Origin of the sequence: Cupriavidus sp. 2TAF22, assembly GCF_052115045.1 — a bacterium.
In the GTDB taxonomy this organism is placed as follows: domain Bacteria; phylum Pseudomonadota; class Gammaproteobacteria; order Burkholderiales; family Burkholderiaceae; genus Cupriavidus.
Genome location: NZ_JBFRFX010000017.1, coordinates 33,888 through 55,220, shown reverse-complemented (window position 1 = coordinate 55,220; position 21,333 = coordinate 33,888). Strand labels below are relative to the sequence as shown.

Annotated in this window: 25 protein-coding genes; 13 read left to right on the top strand and 12 right to left on the bottom strand. The window is 69.4% G+C overall.

What is annotated here, in order from left to right; genetic code table 11:
• The first annotated feature begins 13 nt into the window (after positions 1–13).
• Complete coding sequence (locus AB4Z48_RS21100) at positions 14–1,273, top strand: muropeptide transporter (protein ID WP_441617495.1); 1,260 nt, start codon at positions 14–16, stop codon at positions 1,271–1,273.
• Between the two features lie 19 nt (positions 1,274–1,292).
• Here the strand turns inward: AB4Z48_RS21100 and AB4Z48_RS21095 are convergent, their stop codons facing one another.
• Complete coding sequence (locus AB4Z48_RS21095; RefSeq protein WP_441617493.1) at positions 1,293–2,126, bottom strand: acyl-CoA thioesterase; 834 nt, start codon at positions 2,124–2,126, stop codon at positions 1,293–1,295.
• A 125-nt stretch (positions 2,127–2,251) separates the two neighbouring features.
• Complete coding sequence (locus AB4Z48_RS21090) at positions 2,252–3,100, bottom strand: DMT family transporter (protein ID WP_441617654.1); 849 nt, start codon at positions 3,098–3,100, stop codon at positions 2,252–2,254.
• Positions 3,101–3,307: 207 nt separating this feature from the next.
• Between AB4Z48_RS21090 and AB4Z48_RS21085 the strand changes: the two genes are divergently transcribed.
• Positions 3,308–4,231, top strand: a complete 924-nt coding sequence (locus tag AB4Z48_RS21085) for a LysR family transcriptional regulator (protein ID WP_441617491.1) — start codon at positions 3,308–3,310, stop codon at positions 4,229–4,231.
• Positions 4,232–4,249: 18 nt separating this feature from the next.
• Here the strand turns inward: AB4Z48_RS21085 and metW are convergent, their stop codons facing one another.
• Complete coding sequence (metW, locus tag AB4Z48_RS21080; RefSeq protein ID WP_441617489.1) at positions 4,250–4,861, bottom strand: methionine biosynthesis protein MetW; 612 nt, start codon at positions 4,859–4,861, stop codon at positions 4,250–4,252.
• Positions 4,858–6,030 carry a homoserine O-succinyltransferase MetX gene (gene metX / locus AB4Z48_RS21075; protein WP_441617487.1) on the bottom strand — a complete coding sequence of 391 codons (1,173 nt, stop codon included), beginning with the start codon at positions 6,028–6,030 and terminating at the stop codon, positions 4,858–4,860. Before metX ends, metW begins: the two co-directional genes overlap by 4 nt.
• A gap of 336 nt (positions 6,031–6,366) precedes the next feature.
• On the opposite strand from metX, the gene creB reads away from it, so the two are divergent.
• From creB to AB4Z48_RS21055, 4 genes are all read left to right on the top strand, one after another.
• Positions 6,367–7,074, top strand: a complete 708-nt coding sequence (gene creB / locus AB4Z48_RS21070; RefSeq protein ID WP_441617485.1) for a two-component system response regulator CreB — start codon at positions 6,367–6,369, stop codon at positions 7,072–7,074.
• A gap of 38 nt (positions 7,075–7,112) precedes the next feature.
• Positions 7,113–8,543, top strand: coding sequence for a two-component system sensor histidine kinase CreC (gene creC / locus AB4Z48_RS21065; protein WP_441617483.1), 1,431 nt, complete (start codon positions 7,113–7,115; stop codon positions 8,541–8,543).
• Between the two features lie 120 nt (positions 8,544–8,663).
• The gene (gene creD, locus AB4Z48_RS21060) at positions 8,664–10,103 is read left to right on the top strand and encodes a cell envelope integrity protein CreD (RefSeq protein ID WP_441617481.1); all 1,440 of its coding nucleotides are present in this window, start codon (positions 8,664–8,666) and stop codon (positions 10,101–10,103) included.
• Positions 10,104–10,119: 16 nt separating this feature from the next.
• Positions 10,120–10,671: a metal-dependent hydrolase gene (locus AB4Z48_RS21055; protein WP_441617479.1), complete on the top strand. Its 552-nt coding sequence runs from the start codon at positions 10,120–10,122 to the stop codon at positions 10,669–10,671.
• 76 nt (positions 10,672–10,747) lie between these two features.
• On the opposite strand, the gene slmA is transcribed toward AB4Z48_RS21055, so the two are convergent.
• The 3 genes from slmA to argB form a co-directional block, all read right to left on the bottom strand.
• The gene (slmA, locus tag AB4Z48_RS21050) at positions 10,748–11,431 is read right to left on the bottom strand and encodes a nucleoid occlusion factor SlmA (protein ID WP_441617477.1); all 684 of its coding nucleotides are present in this window, start codon (positions 11,429–11,431) and stop codon (positions 10,748–10,750) included.
• Entirely contained in the window at positions 11,428–12,411 is a 984-nt protein-coding gene (locus tag AB4Z48_RS21045; protein ID WP_441617475.1) for a pyrimidine 5'-nucleotidase, read from the bottom strand. Before AB4Z48_RS21045 ends, slmA begins: the two co-directional genes overlap by 4 nt.
• Positions 12,412–12,472: 61 nt before the next feature.
• A complete protein-coding gene (argB, locus tag AB4Z48_RS21040) occupies positions 12,473–13,390 on the bottom strand; it encodes an acetylglutamate kinase (RefSeq protein ID WP_441617473.1) in 918 nt (305 codons plus the stop codon).
• Positions 13,391–13,661: 271 nt separating this feature from the next.
• On the opposite strand from argB, the gene AB4Z48_RS21035 reads away from it, so the two are divergent.
• Genes AB4Z48_RS21035 through AB4Z48_RS21025 form a run of 3 tightly spaced genes read left to right on the top strand, consistent with a single transcriptional unit; the run spans position 13,662 to position 14,698 of the window.
• Positions 13,662–14,237: a sigma-70 family RNA polymerase sigma factor gene (locus AB4Z48_RS21035; RefSeq protein ID WP_441617471.1), complete on the top strand. Its 576-nt coding sequence runs from the start codon at positions 13,662–13,664 to the stop codon at positions 14,235–14,237.
• Between the two features lie 15 nt (positions 14,238–14,252).
• Positions 14,253–14,486, top strand: a complete 234-nt coding sequence (locus AB4Z48_RS21030) for a zf-HC2 domain-containing protein (protein WP_441617469.1) — start codon at positions 14,253–14,255, stop codon at positions 14,484–14,486.
• Entirely contained in the window at positions 14,483–14,698 is a 216-nt protein-coding gene (locus tag AB4Z48_RS21025) for a cysteine-rich CWC family protein (RefSeq protein ID WP_441617467.1), read from the top strand. The genes AB4Z48_RS21030 and AB4Z48_RS21025 overlap by 4 nt, the downstream gene beginning before the upstream one ends.
• On the opposite strand, the gene AB4Z48_RS21020 is transcribed toward AB4Z48_RS21025, so the two are convergent.
• Positions 14,699–15,214, bottom strand: a complete 516-nt coding sequence (locus AB4Z48_RS21020) for a DMT family transporter (protein WP_441617465.1) — start codon at positions 15,212–15,214, stop codon at positions 14,699–14,701. It abuts the gene before it with no gap.
• Positions 15,215–15,307: 93 nt separating this feature from the next.
• On the opposite strand from AB4Z48_RS21020, the gene AB4Z48_RS21015 reads away from it, so the two are divergent.
• A complete protein-coding gene (locus AB4Z48_RS21015) occupies positions 15,308–16,243 on the top strand; it encodes a LysR family transcriptional regulator (RefSeq protein ID WP_441617463.1) in 936 nt (311 codons plus the stop codon).
• Between the two features lie 33 nt (positions 16,244–16,276).
• Here AB4Z48_RS21015 and AB4Z48_RS21010 read toward each other — a convergent pair whose 3' ends face one another.
• Positions 16,277–16,756 (bottom strand): copper chaperone PCu(A)C, encoded by a 480-nt coding sequence (locus AB4Z48_RS21010; protein ID WP_441617461.1) that lies wholly within the window; start codon positions 16,754–16,756, stop codon positions 16,277–16,279.
• Between the two features lie 201 nt (positions 16,757–16,957).
• Between AB4Z48_RS21010 and AB4Z48_RS21005 the strand changes: the two genes are divergently transcribed.
• Together AB4Z48_RS21005 and AB4Z48_RS21000 are read left to right on the top strand one after the other, a co-directional pair.
• Positions 16,958–18,343: an ATP-binding protein gene (locus AB4Z48_RS21005; protein ID WP_441617459.1), complete on the top strand. Its 1,386-nt coding sequence runs from the start codon at positions 16,958–16,960 to the stop codon at positions 18,341–18,343.
• Positions 18,340–18,960 carry a response regulator transcription factor gene (locus tag AB4Z48_RS21000; RefSeq protein ID WP_441617457.1) on the top strand — a complete coding sequence of 207 codons (621 nt, stop codon included), beginning with the start codon at positions 18,340–18,342 and terminating at the stop codon, positions 18,958–18,960. The genes AB4Z48_RS21005 and AB4Z48_RS21000 overlap by 4 nt, the downstream gene beginning before the upstream one ends.
• A gap of 49 nt (positions 18,961–19,009) precedes the next feature.
• On the opposite strand, the gene AB4Z48_RS20995 is transcribed toward AB4Z48_RS21000, so the two are convergent.
• The 3 genes from AB4Z48_RS20995 to AB4Z48_RS20985 all read right to left on the bottom strand — a co-directional run bounded on the left by AB4Z48_RS20995 (position 19,010) and on the right by AB4Z48_RS20985 (position 20,517).
• Entirely contained in the window at positions 19,010–19,306 is a 297-nt protein-coding gene (locus AB4Z48_RS20995) for a hypothetical protein (RefSeq protein WP_441617455.1), read from the bottom strand.
• A 263-nt stretch (positions 19,307–19,569) separates the two neighbouring features.
• Positions 19,570–19,773 carry a CsbD family protein gene (locus AB4Z48_RS20990; RefSeq protein WP_441617453.1) on the bottom strand — a complete coding sequence of 68 codons (204 nt, stop codon included), beginning with the start codon at positions 19,771–19,773 and terminating at the stop codon, positions 19,570–19,572.
• Between the two features lie 165 nt (positions 19,774–19,938).
• Entirely contained in the window at positions 19,939–20,517 is a 579-nt protein-coding gene (locus AB4Z48_RS20985; protein ID WP_441617451.1) for a hypothetical protein, read from the bottom strand.
• A gap of 258 nt (positions 20,518–20,775) precedes the next feature.
• Between AB4Z48_RS20985 and AB4Z48_RS20980 the strand changes: the two genes are divergently transcribed.
• Positions 20,776–21,330, top strand: coding sequence for a YcnI family copper-binding membrane protein (locus AB4Z48_RS20980; RefSeq protein ID WP_441617449.1), 555 nt, complete (start codon positions 20,776–20,778; stop codon positions 21,328–21,330).
• Positions 21,331–21,333 lie beyond the last annotated feature (3 nt).

Below are 21,333 nucleotides of genomic sequence, written 5' to 3'. Positions count from 1 at the left end.
TGCCCACTGATTCATGACCTTCCAAGACTATCTCGACATTTTCCGCAACCGCCGCATCGGCGCCATGCTGACGCTGGGCTTTGCTTCCGGCCTGCCGCTGGCGCTCACTTCCGGCACCTTGCAGGCCTGGATGACGGTGGAAGGCCTCGACATCAAGACCATCGGCTTCTTTTCGCTGGTGGGCCAGGCCTATATCTTCAAGTTCCTGTGGGCTCCGCTGATGGACCGCTACACGCCACCGCTGCTTGGCCGGCGCCGCGGCTGGCTGCTGGTCACGCAGCTCGCGCTGGTGCTGGGCATCGCCGGGATGGCCTTCTGCCCGCCGCGCGAGGCGTTGTGGACGCTGGCCGCACTGGCCACGCTGGTGGCCTTCCTGTCGGCCTCGCAGGACATCGTTTTCGACGCCTACAGCACCGACGTGCTGCGCGCGCCCGAGCGCGGCGTCGGCGCGGCGGTCAAGGTGCTGGGCTACCGGCTGGCGATGCTGGTGTCGGGCGGGCTGGCGCTGTGGCTGGCCGACCGCGTGATGGGCTGGCAGCAGATGTACATCCTGATGGCCGGCCTGATGGGCATCGGTATCTTTTCGCTGTGGTGGGCGCCCGAGGCCGAGTCGCCGGCACGCACGCCGCGCTCGATGGAGGAGGCGGTGCTGGGGCCGCTGCGCGACTTCTTCTCGCGTCCGGGCGCGTGGTGGCTGCTGCTGCTGATCGTGCTGTACAAGCTTGGCGATGCCTTTGCCGGCAGCCTTTCCACCACCTTCCTGATCCGCGGCGTGGGCTTCTCGGCCGGCGAAGTGGGCCTGGTCAACAAGACGCTGGGACTGGCCGCCACCATCGTCGGCGCGCTGTTTGGCGGCACGCTGATGGTGCGCCTTGGCCTGTACCGCTCGCTGCTGCTGTTCGGCGTGCTGCAGGCCGTGTCCAACCTCGGCTACTGGCTGCTGGCGGTGACGCCGCCGCACCTGTGGAGCATGGGCGCCACCATCTTCGTGGAGAACCTGTGCGGCGGCATGGGCACGGCCGCCTTCGTGGCGCTGCTGATGACGCTGTGCAACCGCTCCTTTTCCGCCACCCAGTACGCGCTGCTGTCGGCGCTGGCCTCGGTCGGGCGCGTCTACGTGGGCCCCAGCTCGGGCTACCTGGTCGAGGCCTTCGGCTGGCCGGCGTTCTACCTCAGCACCGTGGTGGTGGCGCTGCCGGGCGTGGCGCTGCTCTGGGCGATGCGCAACACCGTGCACCGCTACGAGGCCAGCGCGCGCGCCGTGACCGCCTGAGCCGGCGGCCGCGGCGTCCTTACTGCTTGTAGTAGACGATCTGGTGCGAAGTGGCCAGCAGCTCGCCGCGCGGGCTCCAGATCTGGGCGCTCTGGTCGAAGAAGCCCTGGCGGAACACCTGCGCCTGCGCACTGCCCAGCACATGGCTGTCGCCCAGGCCGGCCAGGGTGGCGGCATCGGCATGGAAGTACGTGGTCAATGACACCGTGCCGGCCGGCACGAAGCCGGCGCGCTTGAGGAAGATGCGCGGGTAGAAGGTGTCGCACCACGCCGCCATGGCGGCGAAGTCCGGCGTGCGCGCCGGCGCGTCGCGCAGCCAGAACTGGGTCAGGCTGTCGGGATTCTCGGTGCCAGGCTCGGCATCGGGCCTGGCGCCGCGCACCGGACGCAGATCGTAGGCCTTGAGCCAGCGCACCGGGGCGAAGCCCGCCATGGATGGCACGGCGTCGGCGGCCGGCACCTGCGGGAACGCCGCCTCGGTGCAGTCCCAGGTCTCGCGGCGCACCGCAAAAAAGGCCGTGGCGGTAGTGGCCACCTCGTCACCCTGGCGCAGTTCGATCGACCAATGCTGCGTATTGCGGTTGGTGCGCACCGGACGCGCCTCGATCACGAACGGTCCTTCCACGATCGGGCCGGCGAAGTTGACGGTCAGCGCGGACGGATCGCCGAGCCGGGCCGGATGCTGGAGCACGGCCTGCAGCAGGGTGGCCGCGGTGATGCCGCCGAACGGGCCGATCATGTTCCAGTATGCGGGCGTGGTGCGGCCGTGGAAGAGGTTGCCGCCCGCCGGCTCCAGCGCGATCGCGTGGTCGAAGGAATGGACGGGCTGGCTGGCGACTTGCGTGGCGGTCATGATGTCTCGGCGTCTCGGCGTCTTGTGGTTCTGCAATCGGGACCGGATGATCGGTCTACAAAAAAGTACGACCGTTCGATAATACGCCAAAACCGCCCTGGTCCGCTGAACCGGCCAGTTCGCCGTCAGTCCCCTGCCCGCCTGCGCTGCCAGGGCGCCCAGCCAAGCTGGTTGCCTACCACCGCCAGCAGGATCATCGCCATGCCCGCCAGTTGCAGCGCCGTGAGCACCACGCCGAACACCAGCACGTCGATCACGATGGCCACCAGCGGATAGACGAACGACAGCGTGGCGATCGACAGCACATTGAGCCGCTGGAAAGCGCCGTAGAGCAGCGTGTACATCACGCCGGTATGCACCAGGCCCAGCGCCAGCAGCGCGCCCCAGGTACGGCCGTCGAAGCTGGCCACCGCCGGATGCGCCAGCGGCGACAGCATGAGCACGCCCAGCACCATCTGCAGCCCGGCGATCTGCCCGGCAGGAATCCCCTTCAGGCGGCGCGTGGCCATGGTGGTGATGGCGTACAGCAGGGCCGCCAGCATCGCCAGCCCGACGCCGGCCAGCATGCCGCGGCCGGCGCCGCCATGCTCGATGCCGGTGATCAGCACCACCCCGCCGAAGGCCAGCACCAGCCAGGCCAGCCGCCCGGGCGCGATGGCTTCGCGCTGGAACAGCGCCGCCAGCAGCAGCAGGAAGAACGGCTGGGTGTGATAGACCACCGTGGAAACCGAGATGCCGCTATAGGCATAGGCCGAGAACAGGCACAGCCAGTTGAGGATCAGCGTGACGCCACCCAGCGCCAGCCAGCCCCATTCGGCGCGGCGCATGGGCTGCCAGCCGCGCCGCAGCGCCAGCGTGCCGAGCAGCGCGGCGCCGCCGAACAGGCAGCGGAAAAACACCACGTCCACCGGCGGCTGCCCGCTGGTGACCACGAACCAGCCGATGGTCCCCGAGAGCGCCATGGCCGCCACCATGCGCCAGGCGCCGCCACGCTGCCCGGAGCCGGCGGCAGGCGCCGCGCCATGCGCCCCGGCGGCGGCAGTGGATTGATTGCTGCTCATGTCGTTCTCCTGCGGATTGTGCTTTGCATGGATGCATTGTTTCACCATGCACACAGGTCAACAATCCATCAGCAATGCAATTACTATTTGACCTGCGGTCACAAATGCAGGAGATCATCCATGCCCGTCGCGCAACTCAATGCCATGGCCGTGTTTGCCCGGGTGGTGGAATGCGGCAGCTTCTCCGCCGCCGCGCGCCAGCTGGGCATGACGCCGTCGGCGGTGAGCCGCCATGTCACGCGGCTGGAGGCGGCCATCGGCGGCAGCCTGCTGCAGCGGACCACCCGCGCCTTCGCGCTCACCGAACTGGGCCAGGCCGTGCATGCCGCCTGCGCGCGCATGGTGGCGGCGGCGCAGGAAGTCGACACGCTGGCCGGAGCCTACGGCGCCGCGCCGCAAGGGCTGCTGCGCGTGACGGCACCGGTGGTGTTCGGCCAGGCGTGGCTGGCGCCCCTGCTGCCGGCCTTGCTGGACCGCTACCCGCAGCTGGACCTGCAGCTCACGCTGGCCGACCGGCTGGTGGACCTGGTGGAGGAAGGCGTCGACGTCGCCATCCGCATCGCGCGCGAACTGGCGCCGGGCCTGGCGGCCCGGCCGCTGCGCCCGGTGCGCTACCGGCTGGTGGCCGCACCCGGCTGGCTGGCGCGGCACGGCACGCCGCAGGAGCCGGCCGCGCTCGCCACGCACCGCTGCATCTACCTCGGCTATGGCGCCTTCGGCGAGCGCTGGAGCCTGCGGCGCAAGGACGACGGCCAGGCCGTGTCGCTGCGGATCCCGCCACGGGTCACGCTCAACAACAGCATGGCGATCGTGGCCATGGCCGAGGCCGGCGGCGGCATCGGACTGGTGCCCGATTTCTCGGCTGCGGCGGCACTGGCCTCCGGCAGGCTGGCGGCCGTGCTGGACGGCTGGGAGATCCTGGAACCCTATGTGGGCACCGCCTATGCGGTCTATACGCCGACGCGCCACCTGGCGCCCAAGGTCCGCGCCTTCGTCGACCACCTGGTGGCGCAGGCCGGTGCGGGAGACGGCGCGAGCGGCTAGCCTGCGCTCAGTTGGCGCTCAGGTCGCGCAAACGCGGTACACCGCCAGGCTGCCGCGCCAGTTCCCGCCCCAGTTCACGGTCACGCCCTCGTGCATCACCACGCGGTCCACGATGCGCAGCCCGACCTTGGGCGCCAGCGCCTCGAAGTCGCTGATGGTCAGCACGCGCACGTTGGGCGTGTTGTACCACTGGTAGGGCAGCGCCTCCGACACCGGCATGCGGCCGCGGAACACCGACAGGCGGTGCGGCCAGTAGCCGAAGTTGGGGAAGGACACGATGCATTCGCGCCCCACCCGCAGCGTCTCGCGCAGGACCTGCGCCGTGTTGTGGATCGTCTGCAGCGTCTGCGACAGGATCACCGTATCGAAGCTCTTGTCCTCGAACAGCGCCAGCCCGCCTTCCAGGTTCTGCTGGATCACGTGCACGCCCTTCTGCGCGCAGGCCAGCACGCCCTGGTCCTGGATCTCGATGCCGTAGGCCTGCACGTCCAGCTCGTCCTGCAGCACGCGCAGCAGGCTGCCGTCGCCGCAGCCCAGGTCGAGCACGGTGGAATTGGGCTCGATCCAGCGCGCGATGGCGCGGAAGTCCGGGCGCAGCGCCAGGATATTGGGGTTGGCAGCGGCATTCATGCGCCAATCTCCTCGGCGATGCGTTCGTAGTAGGCGCGCATCAGGTCGTGATAGCGCGGGTCGTCCAGCAGGAAGGCGTCGTGGCCATGCGGCGCGTCGATCTCGGCGTAGCTGACCGGGCGCTTGTTGTCGAGCAGCGCCTTGACCAGCTCGCGGCTGCGGTTGGGCGCGAAGCGCCAGTCGGTGGTGAAGCTGGCCACCAGGAAGCTGGCCTGGGTCTGCGCCACCGCGCGCTTCAGGTCCCCGCCGAACGCCAGCGCCGGATCGAAGTAGTCCAGCGCGCGCGTGATCAGCAAGTAGGTATTGGCATCGAAATACTCGGCGAACTTGTCGCCCTGGTAGCGCAGGTAGCTCTCCACCTGGAACTCGACGTCGAACGAGAAGCGGATGTCGTCGGTCTTGAGCTCGCGGCCGAATTTCTCGGCCATGTCCTCATCGGACAGGTAGGTGATATGGCCGATCATGCGCGCCACGCGCAGGCCGCGCTTGGGCTTGACGTTGTGCGCGTAGTAGTTGCCGCCGTGGAAGTCGGGGTCCGACAGGATGGCGCTGCGCGCCACCTCGTTGAAGGCGATGTTCTGCGCCGACAGCTTGGGCGTGGAGGCCACCACGATGCAGTGGCGCAGCCGCTCCGGATACATCAGGCTCCAGGCCAGCGCCTGCATGCCGCCCAGGCTGCCGCCCATCACCGCGGCGAACTGCGCGATGCCGAACTGGTCGGCCACGCGCGCCTGCGCGTTGACCCAGTCTTCCACCGTCACCACCGGGAACATCGCGCCGTAGGGATTGCCGGTGGCGGGGTTCGGGCTCATCGGCCCGGTCGAGCCGAAGCACGAGCCGAGGTTGTTGACGCCGATGACGAAGAAGCGGTTGGTGTCGAGCGGCTTGCCCGGGCCGACCATATTGTCCCACCAGCCAACGTCGCGCGGATCGTGCGCGTACACGCCCGCCACGTGGTGCGAGGCATTGAGCGCGTGGCACACCAGCACGGCGTTGGAGCGGGCTGCGTTGAGCGTGCCGTAGGTCTCGACCATCAGGTCGTAGTCGGTGATCGAGGTGCCGTTGCGCAGCTTCAGCGGCTCGGGGAAATGCATGCGCTGCGGCGTGACGATGCCGACCGAATCGGCGGGCAAGGCCAGCGTGGCAGGAGGCGTAGCTACGTCTGTCATGGAATCGGCCCGTCAGCGAACGGGCATAAAAAAACCCGACCGGCATTTGCGTGGCCGTTGCATGCAGCTTGAATTGCTCTTTGCATGAACGGCGGCGCAGCCAATCGGGTTTTGCGCGGGTCTTGTTTCCCGCGCGTCGGTGCCTTGCGTGGCAGGGTACCGACCCAACCTCTTTAGCCGCATTTATATTGGCCGCCGCGACGCTCCCGCACGCATGTGCAATGGAGCCCGAGGCTGCCGCGCGCCCGCAAGCCAGTCATCAAATCGGCGCGACCCGCTTATTATAGAGCAAACCGGCCGCACCGCTGCCTGCCCCTACTGCCAACGAGCCTTGCCTTGACGAACCCGCCCAGTATCCTGGTCATCGAAGACGAAGCCGCGATCGCGGACACCATCCTCTATGCGCTGTCCACCGACGGCATGACGGTCGCCCACTGCGCGCTCGGCGGCGCCGCGCTGGAGCGGCTGCGCGCGCAGGTGCCCGACCTGGTGATCCTGGACGTGGGCCTGCCGGACATCAACGGCTTCGAGGTCTGCCGCACGCTGCGCACCTTCTCCGACGTGCCGGTGATCTTCCTGACCGCGCGCAACGAGGAAATCGACCGCATCGTCGGCCTGGAGATCGGCGCCGACGACTACGTGGTGAAGCCCTTCTCGCCGCGCGAGCTGGCCGCACGGGTGCGGGTGATCCTGCGCCGCGCCGGCACGCGCTTGTCGGCGCAACCCGTCGCGCCACTGCCGCCCGCCAACGCCCGGCCCGATGGCTTCACGCTCGACGCCGACGGCGCGCGCCTGGCCTGGCGCGGCCAGTGGCTGGACCTGACGCGTTACGAATACCGGCTGCTGGCACTGATGCTCGGACACCCGGGCCGCATCTATTCGCGCGCGCAGCTCATGGAGCTGGTCTGGCATGACGCCGCCGACACCAGCGACCGCACCGTCGACACCCACGTCAAGACCGTGCGCGCCAAGCTGCGCGCGCTCGACCCCGGCTGCGACCCGATCCGCACACATCGCGGCATGGGCTATTCGCTCGAAGGCTGAGCGCCTCCCGCCCGTTCACCCCGCACTGACCGCCACGCATGCATATCGGCCTTCGCATCTTCTTCGGCTTCTTCCTGATCGTCGGGCTGGCGGCCTTTCTCACGCTGCGCGTGTTCGTGCAGGAGGTCAAGCCGGGCGTGCGGCAGGCCATGGAGGACACGCTGGTCGATACCGCGCACGTGCTCGCGGTGCTGGCCGCCGACGACATGAAAAGCGGCCACATCGCCGACGGGGCCTTCGCGCGGCGCATGGCGCGCCTGCGCGAGGACAAGGTCGACGCCAACGTGTGGGGCATGCACAAGGACGCGGTGGGCTACCGCATCTACATCACGGACGCCGGCGGCATCGTGCGTTTCGATTCCGGCGATGCCGCCGTGGGCGCGGACTACTCGCGCTGGAACGATGTCTACCGCACCTTGCGCGGCGAATACGGCGCGCGCAGCACGCGCGCCAACCCGGACGACGACGCCAGCACGGTCATGCACGTGGCCGCGCCGATCCGCGACGGCGACAAGATCATCGGCGTGCTGACGGTGGCCAAGCCGAACGTCACCATGGCGCCGTTCATCGAGCGCAGCCAGCGCAAGATCCTGCTCAACGGCCTGTTGCTGATGGGCGGCGCCTTCGTCATCGGCCTGGCCTGCACGCTGTGGCTGGTGCACGGCCTGCGCCGCCTGCAGCGATACGCGCGTTCGGTGGCCGCGGGCGAGCGCGCCGAGATGCCGCTGCGCGGCGCCAGCGAGCTGGCCGAGCTCGGCCGCTCGGTGGAAAGCATGCGCCTGCGGCTGGAGGACAAGCAGTACGTCGAGCACTACATCCACACCCTCACGCATGAGATGAAGAGCCCGCTGGCGGCCATCAGCGGCGCGGCCGAATTGTTGCAGGAGGACATGAGCGCGGCGGACCGCGGCCGCTTCGTCGCCAATATCCGCCGCCAGGCCCAGCGCCTCGAGCAGATGATCCGCAAACTGCTGGCGCTGGCCGCGCTGGAACAACGCCAGCGCCTGGAGACGCGCGAGCGCGTGGCGCTGCTGCCGCTGATCGGGCAACTGCTGCTGGAGCTGGAGCCGCGCGCGCGCCAGCGCGAACTGTCGCTACACCTGCTGCCCGCGCAGTCCGATGCGGTCGTGGAGGGCGATCCGTTCCTGCTGCACCAGGCACTGGCCAACCTGCTGGAGAACGCACTCGACTTCGCCCCCGCGCAGAGCACCGTGGCCGTGTCGGTGGAACAGACCGGCGACACCGTCGCCGTGCACGTGGCCGACCAGGGCCCGGGCATACCGGACTATGCGCTGCCGCGCCTGTTCGAGCGTTTCTACTCGCTGCCGCGCCCCGGCGGGCAGGACAAGAGCACCGGGCTGGGCCTGTGCTTCGTGCGCGAGATCGCCACGCTGCACCACGGCGGCATCGCACTGGCCAACCGCGCGCAAGGCGGGGCCTGTGCCACGCTGACCTTGCCGGCGGCATAGCACGGCGGGCGCGCCCGCGGCACCGGCACATTCGCCACACACTCGCTTCACACAGGCTTCCTCGGCACCTCACACGGCGGTCCTAAGCTCGGCGTCATCCTGACTCCCGCGCTTGCCGCCATGAACCGCATCCTGTTCTTCAAGTCCGCCATCACCGCCCTGCTGGTGCTGCTGATCCTGATTCCCCTGCACCTGGTCGACAACACCGTGCAGGACCGCAGGCAATACCGCGACCAGGCGGTGCGCAGCGTCTGGCAGAGCTACGCCGGCCCGCAAACCCTGACCGGCCCGGTGCTGGTGCTGCCGTACAAGGAAGTCACGCGCGTGGCGGACCGTACCGACCCCAAGCAGCCCAATGCCACCGTGCTGCAGGCGGAGGACAAGCAGATGCTGGTGTTCCCCGCCACGCTGCGCGTGAGCGGCGACATCACGCCGAACGAGCGCTACCGCGGCATCCACAAGGTGCTGGTGTACGAGCTGCAGAGCCGCTGGCAAGGCACCATCGCCCTGCCCGATGCCGGCGAGCTGCCGCGCTCGGCGGGGCATGTGAGCTTCGAGCCGGGACAGCCGTTCGTGGCGATCGGCCTCGGCGACACCCGCGGGCTGATGGCGACGCCCACGCTCGAACTCGACGGCAAGCGCCTCAAGCTCGAACAAGGCGCGGGGCTGAAGAGCCTGCCGCAGGGCCTGCACGCCGATATCGACCTGCCCGCGCCCAAGCCTGCGCCGGAGATCGCAGCCAGGACCGCCTCCAGCCTCGACGGCGCAACCGGCGCGACCGGCACGCGGCGCGTGGTCCCGTTCTCGCTGACGCTGCCGCTGCTGGGCGCGCAGTCGCTGGCCTTCGCGCCGGTGGCCGACCAGAACGATATCTCGCTGGCGTCGGCGTGGCCGCACCCGAGCTTCGACGGCACCTTCCTGCCGCGCACGCGCAGCGTGGACGCCGGGGGCTTTCGCAGCAACTGGAGCGTGACCGCGTACAACACGCGCGTGCGCAACCAGCTCGCCGGCTCCGGCGACGGCATGCTGGAGACGGTCTCGGTGACGCTGATCGAGCCGGTCAACGTCTACCTGCAAGTCGAGCGCGCGGTAAAGTACGGCTCGCTGTTCGTGCTGCTGACCTTTGCCGGCTTCTTCATGTTCGAGCTGGTCAAGCGCCTGCGCATCCATCCGATCCAGTACCTGCTGGTGGGCCTGGCGCTGGCGGTGTTCTTCCTGCTGCTGCTGAGCCTGTCCGAGCATATCGCCTTCGCGCTGGCCTACCTGGCCGCCAGCACCGCCTGCATCGGGCTGCTCGGTTTCTACCTGTCCTTCGTGCTGCAGAGCTGGCGGCGCGGGCTGGCGTTCGCGGTGCTCCTGACCGTGCTGTACGGCGCGCTCTACGGGCTGCTGCTGTCGGAGGACAATGCGCTGATGCTCGGTTCGCTGCTGCTGTTCGTGATCCTGGCGGCCATCATGGTGCTGACCCGCCGCATCGACTGGTACGCGGCCGGCGCGGCCTGGCAGCCGTTGCGCGACAAGCCCGAGGCCCCCGCCGAAGCACCCGCCGGGCAAGCCTGAGCAAGGAGACCATGCCATGCCCACCTATCTGCATTGCGCCCCGCCGCTGGCCCTGGCGGCCGCCCTCGGCACGCGCCGCGTGCCGGCCGGCCTGCTGCTCGCGGGCGTCGCCGCGAGCGTGCTGCCGGACCTGGACATGCTCAACGTCTGGTATGCCGGCGTGCGCTACGACACGGTGTTCGGCCACCGCGGCCTGACGCACTCGATCGGTTTCGCGCTGGCGCTCGGCCTGCTGGCCGCGCTGGCGGCGCGGCGCTGCGGCTGGCGGCGCGGAATCTCATTCCTGTTCGTGGCGGCAAGCGCCGTGTCGCACCCCATGCTGGACCTGCTCATGGACCGCGGCATCGGCGCCGCGCTGCTCTTCCCGCTCACGAGCCAGCGCGTGACTCTGCCCTGGCGGCCGCTGCCGCTGTCGCCGCCGGGTCTGTTCGGCGCGGCGCGCTTCTGGCTCGAATGCCTGTGGATCGGCCTGCCGCTGCTCGCCGCCGGTACGCTCGGCGCCAGCCTGCGGCGCTGGCTGGAGCGGGCCGGGCGCGCGCGGCATGGCGCGCCCGCACTCGTGGAATGAGTGCGGGACATCCAGGCGCCCAGGTGCGGGAAGATGCAGGAAGATGCGGCGGGAAAAACGGGAAGCCGCAGGCGGCTCAGCCCAGCAGCACGCGCAGCTGCGCTTCGGCGTTCTCGCTCGGCAGCTTGCGGAAGCCGCTCTTGGCGTAGCGGTGCCAGTGGCCCTGCACGGCGGCCATGATCAGCGCGGCGCGCACCGATACGTCGGCGTCCGCCGGGAAGGCGCCCTGGCTGATGGCGACCTTCAGGCACTGCCGCAGCGAGGCTTCGATGCGGTCGACCACCTGGTTGATGCGTTCCTGCAGGCGATCGTGCTCGCCAACCAGGGCCTCGCCGGTCAGCACGCGCGTCATGCCGGGATTCTTCTCGGCGAAGGAAAGCAGCATGCGCACGATGGCGTGCGCCTGGCGCAGGCCGTGCTCTTCCTGCGTGGTGATCTGGTTGATCAGGCCGAACACGGTCTGCTCGATAAAGCCGATCAGGCCTTCGAACATCTGCGCCTTGCTGGCGAAGTGGCGGTACAGCGCCGCCTCGGAGACGCTGAGCTTGGCGGCCAGCGCCGCGGTGGTGATCTTCTCGCCGCGCGGCACTTCCAGCATGCCGGCCAGTGTCTGCAGGATCTGCACCCGCCGCTCGCCCGGACGCGGGCGCTTGCGTGCCGGCGCCCCGTCGGCGCCCGCGCCTGGCCCGCCGGCGACTGCGGAGGCGCCCGGAGCGGCGCTCGAAGCGGCGCCCGACGGGCGCCCGTTGCTCTGCATCATGACCCGATTCCCCGCATTCTTTGTTTGAGTTGATGCATGGATTGTACTTTTACGTTCACATAGCCGGGACGATTTACGATGCGCGCGCGCACGCGCGGCAGCGAAGCCGGCTGCGCCTGCGGGGCGCTCGTGCCCGCCACGGAGGCGGCCGGCGGGTCCTGCGTCTCGGCCGCCACCAGCGTCACGCTGCGCTCCTGCGCGGCATGGCCGGCGTGCCGGCGGTCCTCGGCATCCAGCGTGCTGCGCAGCACGGCATCGCCGCTCGCGCCCGCCACCGCGGCGCCCGCCGGCAGCGGCACATCATGGGGGCGCGACGGCGCCAGCGTGCGCAGGTAGCCCGTCACCCATGCGGTGCGGATGCCCGTGCCGGCGTAGCGCTTGAGATGGGACAGCGTGTCTTCCACCAGCACCGCGCGGTGCGGCGCCACGCCCTCCTGGGCCAGCAGCCGGCGCAGCATGCGGCGGTCCGGCTTGGGCCGCAGGTGGCCGTGCACCCACATGTCCTCGACCGCGACCACGCGCTCGAAGCAGTGCCGGATGCCGGCCACGCGCATCACCGCGCGCGCGTATTCGGCAGGTGCATTGGTCACCAGGATCTTGCGCCCGGGCAGCCGGCGCAGGTGCGCGACCAGGCCGCGCCGCACGCGCACCATCTGCGCCAGTTCCGGGAAGTCGTGCGCGGCGCGCAGGAAGTCGGCCGGGTCCACGCCGTGGTGGCGGATCATGCCGAGCAGCGTGGCACCGTAGCGCTGCCAGTACTTTACGCGCACCTCGCTGGCGGTGGCCTCGTCGCAGCCGATCACGCGCGCCACGTACGCCGTCATTAACTGGTTGATGGCGGGGAAGATCGCGTGCGAGGCGTCGTGCAGCGTGTTGTCGAGGTCGAACAACCAGACGGTGCGGCCGGAATTGTCGCCCGCGGGGCGGCGTCGGCGCGCACCGCGCAGGCTTCGGCGCGGGGGCGGTGTTGGTGTTGGCACGCGGGAAGGAGAGAGAGACCGGGTTGGCAGCGCGCGGCGCGCGCTGCCTGGGGATGCCACTCTAGTGCGAGCGGATCATGGTGCCGAACGCCTGTTCGGTCAGGATTTCGAGCAGCAGCGAGTGTTCGATGCGGCCGTCGACGATGTGCACCGAATTGACGCCGCTCTTGGCCGCGTCCAGCGCCGACGAGATCTTCGGCAGCATGCCGCCGGAGATGGTGCCGTCCGCGAACAGTTCCTCGATCTCGCGCGCCGACAGGTCGGTCAGCAGGTTGCCGGCCTTGTCCATCACGCCCGGGATGTTGGTCATCATGACCAGCTTCTCGGCCTTGAGGATCTCGGCCATCTTGCCAGCCACCACGTCGGCGTTGATGTTGTAGGCCTGGCCGTCGTCGGAGAAACCGATCGGCGAGATCACCGGGATGAAGGCGTCATCCTGCAGCGCCTTGACCACGGCCGGGTTGATGGCCTCGATATCGCCCACGTAGCCGATGTCGATGAAGGCACCCGGGTTCTCGCGGTCCGGCATCTTCAGGCGCTTGGCGCGGATCAGGCCACCGTCCTTGCCGGTCAGGCCCACGGCCTGGCCGCCGTACTGGTTGATCAGCATGACGATGTCCTGCTGGACTTCGCCGCCCAGCACCCATTCGACCACTTCCATGGTCTCTTCGTCGGTGACGCGCATGCCCTGGATGAATGTGCCGACCTTGCCGACCTTCTTCAGGGCCTCGTCGATCTGCGGGCCTCCGCCGTGGACCACCACGGGGTTCATGCCGACCAGCTTGAGCAGGATCACGTCGCGCGCGAAGCCGTGCTTGAGCTTTTCCTCGGTCATGGCGTTGCCGCCGTACTTGACCACGATGGTCTTGCCGTGAAACTTACGGATATAGGGCAGCGCCTCGGCGAGGATTTCGGCCTTGAGGGCTGGGGCAATGGCGGCCACCGCGGTTGCGGCAGGCCCAGGGGTGTCGGCGTTCATGGCAAGGGACATCCGTGAGATTCAACAGGTATCATGGCGATTCTGACCTGCGGCAGGCAAGTGTTTCCGGGCTTTTTGCCCCGAACAAGCCACCTCCGGCCGCGGCAGGCGCCGATTTTACAAGAAACCGGGGCGCACGCGAACCAACGGGGGCACTGCGGGGGTGCAAGGCCGGTGCATGCGTCCTGCGGTGCACCATGGCGTTCCCTCTGCGCAACAGTCCGACGGCCGCGCGAGCACCACGCCACACAAGAACAGCGGCAAGACAACCATGAGCCTGCACCCGGACGAACTCAATGCCCTGCGTCCCCACCTGCTGCGCTTCGCGCGCCTGCAGCTGCGCGACGAGGCACTGGCCGAGGATACCGTGTCCGACACCCTGGTGGCCGCGCTCGAGCACCCCGAGCGCTTTTCCGGCCAGTCGGCGCTCAAGACCTACCTGATCGGCATCCTCAAGCACAAGATCATCGACACCCTGCGCAGCGGCCGGCGCGAGGTGCGCCTGGCGCTTGGCGGCGACGACGATGGCGAAGCGCAGTCGGACGTCGACGCCATGGACGCCCTGTTCACCAAGAATGGCCACTATCACACGCCGCCCTCCGACTGGGGCAACCCGGACCGCACACTGGAGCGGCGCGAGTTCTTCGAGATCCTGCAGCTGTGCGTCGACAAGCTGCCGGCCAAGATCGGCCGCATCTTCATGATGCGGGAATGGCTGGAGCTGGAAACCGAGGAAATCTGTCAGGAACTGGGCATCACCACGACCAATGCCTGGGTCATGCTCTACCGTGCCCGCATGCGCCTGCGCGAATGCCTGGAGCTGAACTGGTTCGGGCACAAGGCCTGACCGACCGAGACTGAGATGCCAGATACGCCACCCCGCGATCCCCTGCTGCCGAACTGCCGCGAAATCCACCGCCTGACGATGGAAGGCATGGACCGCCCGCTGAGCTGGATCGAGCGCGTGCGCATGCGGGCTCACCTTGCCATTTGCGACGCCTGCACCAATTTTTCGGCACAGATGCGCCTGATGCGCACCGCCATGAGCCGGCTGGGCCGCGAGGACGAGCCCGACGAGCCGGGCTCCCGGCCATGAGCGACCCCGCCACCGTGCTCACCGGCCAGTTGCGCCCGGTCGAGCACTGCAGCGCCTGCGGTGCGGGCTTCGTGTGCGGCTACGCGGCCGGCCTGCCGCAGTGCTGGTGCGCCAGCGAGCCACTGCTGCCGGCACGGCGCATCGTGCCCGGCCAGCATTGCCTGTGCCCGGATTGCCTGGCCCGGCGCCGCAAAGCCGCCGACGCCGGCTGATCAGCCAGCCGGCTGCGTCACGCGGTCGGCGGCCGGGCTGCCCGCATACTGCATCAGCGCCATCCCCAGCACCACCAGCAGCGCGCCGGCGGCCCGCCCCGGCGTGAGCGCGCGCACGGCGAAGCCGGCCAGCCCGAACTGGTCCATCACCAGCGCCGCCATCATCTGCCCCGCCACCACGGCGGCGAGAAAGCCCCCCGCGCCCAGGCGCGGCGCCAGGATCAGCGCCGCCGTGATATAGAACACCCCCGCCACGCCGCCGGCCCACATCCAGGCCGGGCCGCGCGCGACGGGCGCCAGCGCCGGCAAGGGCGCCTTGAGCAAGGCCAGCACTGGCAGCACCACCGCCAGGCTGACCATCAGCGAAGCCACGGTCGCCCACAGCGGATGTCCGAGGCTGCGGCCCAGCATCGCATTGGCGCCGGCCTGGAACGGGATGACCGCCCCGGCGGCCACGGCCACCAGGACAGGAAACAGGCCGGCGGCTAGCGGCGGCACGGCATTGAGACTGGACATCGCATCTCTCCCTCGGCTTCGATTCGATGTCTCAGTGTGAAATATTGCACGGCGAATTTCCAATTCTCGATTCATACGGTTAATATTCGCCCCATGAATGATCTACGTGCAATCGACCTGAACCTGCTGGTGGTGCTGGAAGCCCTGCTGGCCGAACGACATATTTCCCGCGCCGCCCTGCGGCTGCACCTGAGCCAGCCGGCCGTCAGCCATGCGCTGGGCCGCCTGCGCCAGTTGCTGGACGATCCGCTGCTGGTGCGCGGCCAGGGCGGGCTGGTGCCCAGCGCGCGCGCCCACGAACTGGCCGGGCCGCTGGCCGAAGCGCTGGCGCAGGTGCGCATCCTGCTGGGGCCGTCGGGTTTCCAGCCGGCCACGGCGCGCCGCAGCTTCCGCCTGGCGATGTCCGACTACGGTGCGATGGCGCTGCTGCCCGGGCTGCTGCGCGCGGTGCGCAAGGCCGCGCCCGGCATCGACCTGGTCGTCACCCAGGCCAGCCGCGAAAGCATGGTGGCCAAGGTGGCGGACGGCGAGATCGACCTGGCGCTGGGCGTGTTCGAGCAACTGCCCGAAGGCGTGCGCGACGCGGCGCTGTTCGATGAGTCCTATGCCTGCATGGTGGATGCGGCGACAGTGCGCGGCCCGGGCAAGCTGGACCAGGTGGCTTACCTGGCCCGCTCGCATGTGCTGGTGGCAGCCCACAGCGAGCGCGTGGACGCCATCGACGCCGCCGTGGCCAAGATCGGCGGGCGGCGCAAGATCGCTTGCGTGCTGCCTCACTGGAGCGTGGCGCCGGCGCTGATTGCCGGCACCAACCTGGTCCTGACCACGGCGCGCCGCAGCCTGGCCGCCTTCGAGGAAGATGCGCGCTTCGCGGTGTTCGAGCCGCCCTTCGCGCTCCCGGGCTTTGCCTTTACCCTGATCTGGCATGACCGCACCGAGGCCGATCCCGGCCATACCTGGCTGCGCGAGCGGGTGACGGCGGTCGCGGCCGGCGATGAGCCTGGCGACGCCATCAGCCTGCGGCGCTGACGCCGCGGCGCCCGGCCCCCCGGGCGCCAGGCCTCAGTGCTTGTGCTCGGCGTGCGCCCCGGCGGCGGGGGCGCCTGCAGCCAGGTCGCGCACTTCGGCGTCGACCTTCTGCTCGATCACCTTGCCGCCCTGCTCGATCTTGAGCGTCAGCGGCACGGTATCGCCCTTCTTCAGCGGCGCCTTGAGGCCCATCAGCATCACGTGGTAGCCACCCGGCTTGAGTTCCACGTCCTGCATGCGGGGCAGGTCCAGCGCCCCCACCGCGCGCATGCGCATCACATTGCCGTCCATCTTCATCTCATGGACTTCGGCGGTGGCCGCGGCCGGCGTGCTCACGCCGACCAGCTTGGCCGGCTCGTGCGCATGCAGCGTCATGAAGACGCCGGTGGCGGTTTGCGCGGGCACCGTGCCGCGCGCCCAGGCGTTGCTGACATCGACCTGCGCGAAGGCCGCGCCCGAGCACAGCGCGGCGAGCAGGGCGGCGGGCACGGCCGCGAGGAATCTGGCTTGCATGGGAATCATCTCCACTGAACGGGTATTGGACTGCAAACGGATCATTAGACCATGCCCGCGGCGATGGCGATGGCGATGGCGATGGCGATGGCGACGATGGCGGCACGTAACCGGGCAGTCTGGCAGCGGGCCCGCAGCGGGCCAATGCGGCAAGGTGTCGCACAGCGCAGGCCGGCCCTGCGTCGTTGTTAAACTCGCGGCATGGAATCCACTGCCGCCGTGCCGACCGGCCCGGCCACTCCCCGACCCGGCCCCCTGCGCCACAACCTGGTGAGCCTGCGCCGCCTGTTCTGGCTGCGCTGGGCCCTGCTGGGCGGCCAGGCCCTGCTGCTGGTGTCGTGCGAGGCGGTGGCAGGCGTGATCCTGCCCTACAGCCCGCTGCTGGCCATTCTCACGCTGCAGACGCTGTTCAACCTGCTGACCGGCCTGCGCCTGCGCCAGCAGCGCGGGCGCGGCGCGCGGCCCGGCGACGCCGAGCTGATGGGGCAGTTGCTGGTCGACCTGACCGCGCTGTCGGCCGCGCTGTTCTTCACCGGTGGCGCGACCAACCCCTTCGTCTCCTTCTACCTGCCCGGACTGGCCATCGCCGCGGCCATCCTGCCGTGGCGCCACGTGGTGGTGCTGGCCTTCTACGCGATGGCCTGCTACAGCCTGATGCTGGTCGAGTACGTGCCGCTGAACCTGTACAACCCGGACAACGCCATCAACTATCACCTGGCCGGAATGTGGCTCAATTTCGTGGTCAGCGCGACCATGATCGCGGTGTTCGTGGCGCGCCTGTCCAACGTGCTGCGCCAGCGCGATGCCGAGCTGAACCTCGCGCGCGAGCAGTTGCTGCGTGACGCGCGCATCGAGGCGCTCAACGACCAGGCCGCGGCGGTGGCCCACGAGATCGGCACGCCGCTGGCCACGCTGGCCGTGATCGCCGGCGAGCTGCGCGCCGATGCCGCGGACGCCCGGCTCGGCGTCACCCGGATCGGCGCCTACCTGCCCGACCTGCAGACCATGGAGCAGCAGCTCGAGCTGTGCAAGTCGATCCTGGCGCGCCTGCGCGACGACCACGAGACCGCCGCGCCCCAGCGCGTGGACGCATGGCTGGACGGCTTCGTGGAGCGCTGGCAGCTGCGCCACCCGCACGCGCGCCTGGAGGCCAGCGTCGTCGGCGAGGCTGCCGCGCAGCCGGTGGAAGCCGCCCGCGTCGGCCAGATCCTGACCATCCTGCTGGACAACGCCGCGCGCAGCCAGCTGGCCGCCGGCCACGAGCAGGTGCCGCTGCGGCTGGCCATTGCGCTGGAAGACGAGGGCGAGCAGCCCACGCTGACCTTCCGCGTCACCGACCGTGGCCTCGGCATCCCGCCCGCGCAGCGCGCGCGGCTGGGCGAAGCACCGATGACCAGCATGCACGGCGGCCAGGGCATCGGCGCCTACCTGGCGCAGAGCGCAGCGATGCAGATGGGCGGCTGGCTGGCCTGGCACGACCATCACCAGGGCGGCACCGTGGCCGAGCTGCACTTGCCCGAGCCGGCCGCCGCCGCGCCGCAGGATGTCCCTCCGATTGCCTCACCCATGACAACGACCCAGCCATGACCGACGCTTCCCACGATTCCGCCGCCGCCGAGCCGACCGGTCCCGGCAATGCCGCGCCCTTCCTGGTCGTCGACGACGATGCCGTGTTCGCCGGCGCGCTGGCGCGCGCGCTGACCCGCCGCGGCTATGCGGTGCAGATCGCGCACAACCGCGAGCAGGCGCTGGCGCTGGCCGCGCAGACGCCGTTCGCCTACATCACCCTGGACCTGCACCTGAGCGCGCCGCCCGAGGCCGGCAGCACCGCGCCGGCGGAATCGGGCCTGCACCTGGTCGGCCCGCTGCGGGCTGCGCTGCCCGATGCGCGGATCCTGGTGCTGACGGGCTACGCCAGCATCGCCACCGCGGTGGCGGCGGTCAAGCATGGCGCCGATGAGTACCTGGCCAAGCCGGCCAATGTGGATTCGATCCTGACCGCGCTGATGGCGGGGGTATCGGAGGACGCGGCCGAAGCCGCCATGGAAGAGCCCGTGCCGCTATCGGTGGCGCGCCTGGAGTGGGAGCATATCCAGCGCGTGCTGGCCGAGCACGACGGCAATATCTCGGCCACCGCGCGCGCGCTCAACATGCACCGGCGCACCTTGCAGCGCAAGCTGGGCAAGCGGCCCGTCTCGCGCTAGCGTGGCGCGGGCGCGCCGCCGGGAATCCCTGGCGGTACGCCCGCTGCGCTCACAGGCGCAGCTGCACGTAATCCCACTCGAGGTCTTCTTCCCGCGCCGGCTGCTGCGCCAGGCGCAGCGCGTCGCTGGCATGGCGGTCGGCGCGCGAGCCGAGGTCCCCGGCCTGCACCGCCAGTTCGGCGGCCGGCGGCGTTGCCTCGGCGCGTGCCATGACGGCGTGCCGCAGCGCCGCGGGCTGCGCCGCCGCGCGGGGGGCCGGCGCGGCATCGGGACGTGCGCACAGGAACAGGGTCGCGGCAGCGATGCCGCCCAGCACTGCGAAGTAGGACAGTAGCTCGCGTTTCATTTCGGTCCTCCTGCCTGGTGGATTTCTCTGGTTGATGAAGACCGGCCTGCAGCAGTGGCATGCGGCCCTTGGGCGGGCCGGCGCAGAGGCCATGGACGCTGCCCGCATCGCCACACGCATCGTGGGAAAGCCCGCCGGCGGATATCCGGGCGGGAGTGCGGCGGGGGCGGCAACCGGCCGGCTGCGATCGTTCGATCGAGCCGGCCGCCACTTTGGCATCACATGGCAGTGCGTGCCAGTGCGCTTACCAATGCTTACCGTCCTTACCAGCGCGTGTCACGCTCCCATGCCTTCATTTCTTCCTCGACACGTTCCTTGGTATATCCGTACCGTTCCTGGATGCGGCCGGCAAGCTGGTCACGCTTGCCGTGGATCCGCGTGAGGTCGTCGTCGGTGAGCTCGCCCCACTTTTCCTTGATCTTGCCCTTGGCCTGGTCCCACTTGCCTTCGATCTGATCCCAGTTCATGTGTGCTCCTTGGTCGTGGATGTGGTCGTGGATGCAGGGGATCTGCCGTGGATACCGCGTACGTTGCGCATCGTCGCGGATCGCTCCGGACAGGCCCGATCCGCGTGACCGGCCCGCGGGCGCGGGCCGGTCACCTTTCACGCTTGATTCACGCTTGATTCACGCTTACTTGGCGTACTTGGTCTTCACGTTGGCCTGGCACCTGTCCTTGGCATCGCCCGACATGGCATCGCACTTTTCCTTGTCGGCCTTGTAGGAGGCGTCCACGGTGTCCTTCTTGGCATCGCGGCGCGCTTCGGCCACGTCGGTGCTGGTGCCGGTGGCGGCGGCCTTGTCGACCTTGGCCACGCCCAGGGCCTGCTCGTGCGCGGCCTTGGCTTCCTTCACGCATACGTCCTTGTTGTTGCCCTTCTGGTCGTCGCACTTTTCCTTGGCGACGTCGTAGTCGCTGTCGGCCTTGGTCTTCTCGGCCTTGGCGCGCGCCTTGGCGGTGCCGTCGCGCGTGGCTTCGGCGTTGGCCTTGGCAACGTCCTGGTCGCGCTTGGCTTCCTTCACGCACACGTCCTTGGCGTTGTCCCTGAGGCTGTCGCACTGGGCCCGCGCGGCCTTGTAGTTGGCATTTGCCGTCTTCACGGCGGCGTCGTAGTCAGCCTTCGATCCCGGCGCACCCTGTGCCAGCGCGTAGCCAGCCGGGGCTGCAACCATCATCGAACACGCTACTGCAATCAGCCATTTCTTCATCATGTCATGCTCCTTTTCAGTGGCGGGATATCGTGGATGGCGTCCTGCCGCTGGCTCTGGCCGCCGGCGGTCCGCTCTTGCCCACACCGTATGAACAAGATTACGCAGCGGCACCGCCCGCAAGCAGGCGTGCGGCTCCGAAAGCCTCGTCAGACAATTCCCACACATGGTGCAACCTGCCTCGCGGGGCCCTGCGTCCCGGCGCCGCAGGGGCGGGGCGTACCATTGGCGCTAGACTGTTGCGCTTCCAAGGAGAACCAGATGACCGCATCCCGCCTGTTGCCCGCAGCTGCCGTCGTGCTTGCCGCGCTCGCCGCGAGCGCGGCCTCCCCCGCCTTCGCCCATATCGTGTTCGAGCAGAAGAGCGCTGCCGCCGGCAGCTATTTCAAGGGCGCGCTGATGGTGGGCCATGGCTGCAACGGCAGCGCGACAAGGGCCATCACGGTGACCATTCCCGAGAGCGTGCAGGGCGCGCACCCGCAGCCCAAGGCAGGCTGGCAGCTAGAGATCAAGCGCGCCGCGCTGGCCAGGCCCCGCAGCTCCCACGGCAAGACCGTGACCGAGGACGTGCGCACGGTGCGCTGGTTCGGCGGCTCGCTGGCCGACGCGCATTTCGATGAGTTCGTGATGCTGATGAAGCTGCCCGAGCAGGCGGGCAAGCTGTATTTCCCGGTGCTGCAGGAATGCGAGGACGGGAGCGCGGCGTGGACGCAGGTGCCGGCCGAGGGGCAGAGCCTGCATGAGCTGAAGACGCCGGCGGCGGAACTCGAGGTCGTGGCCCCCGCCGCGTCCGGGCATGCCGGGCACGCGCACTAGGCC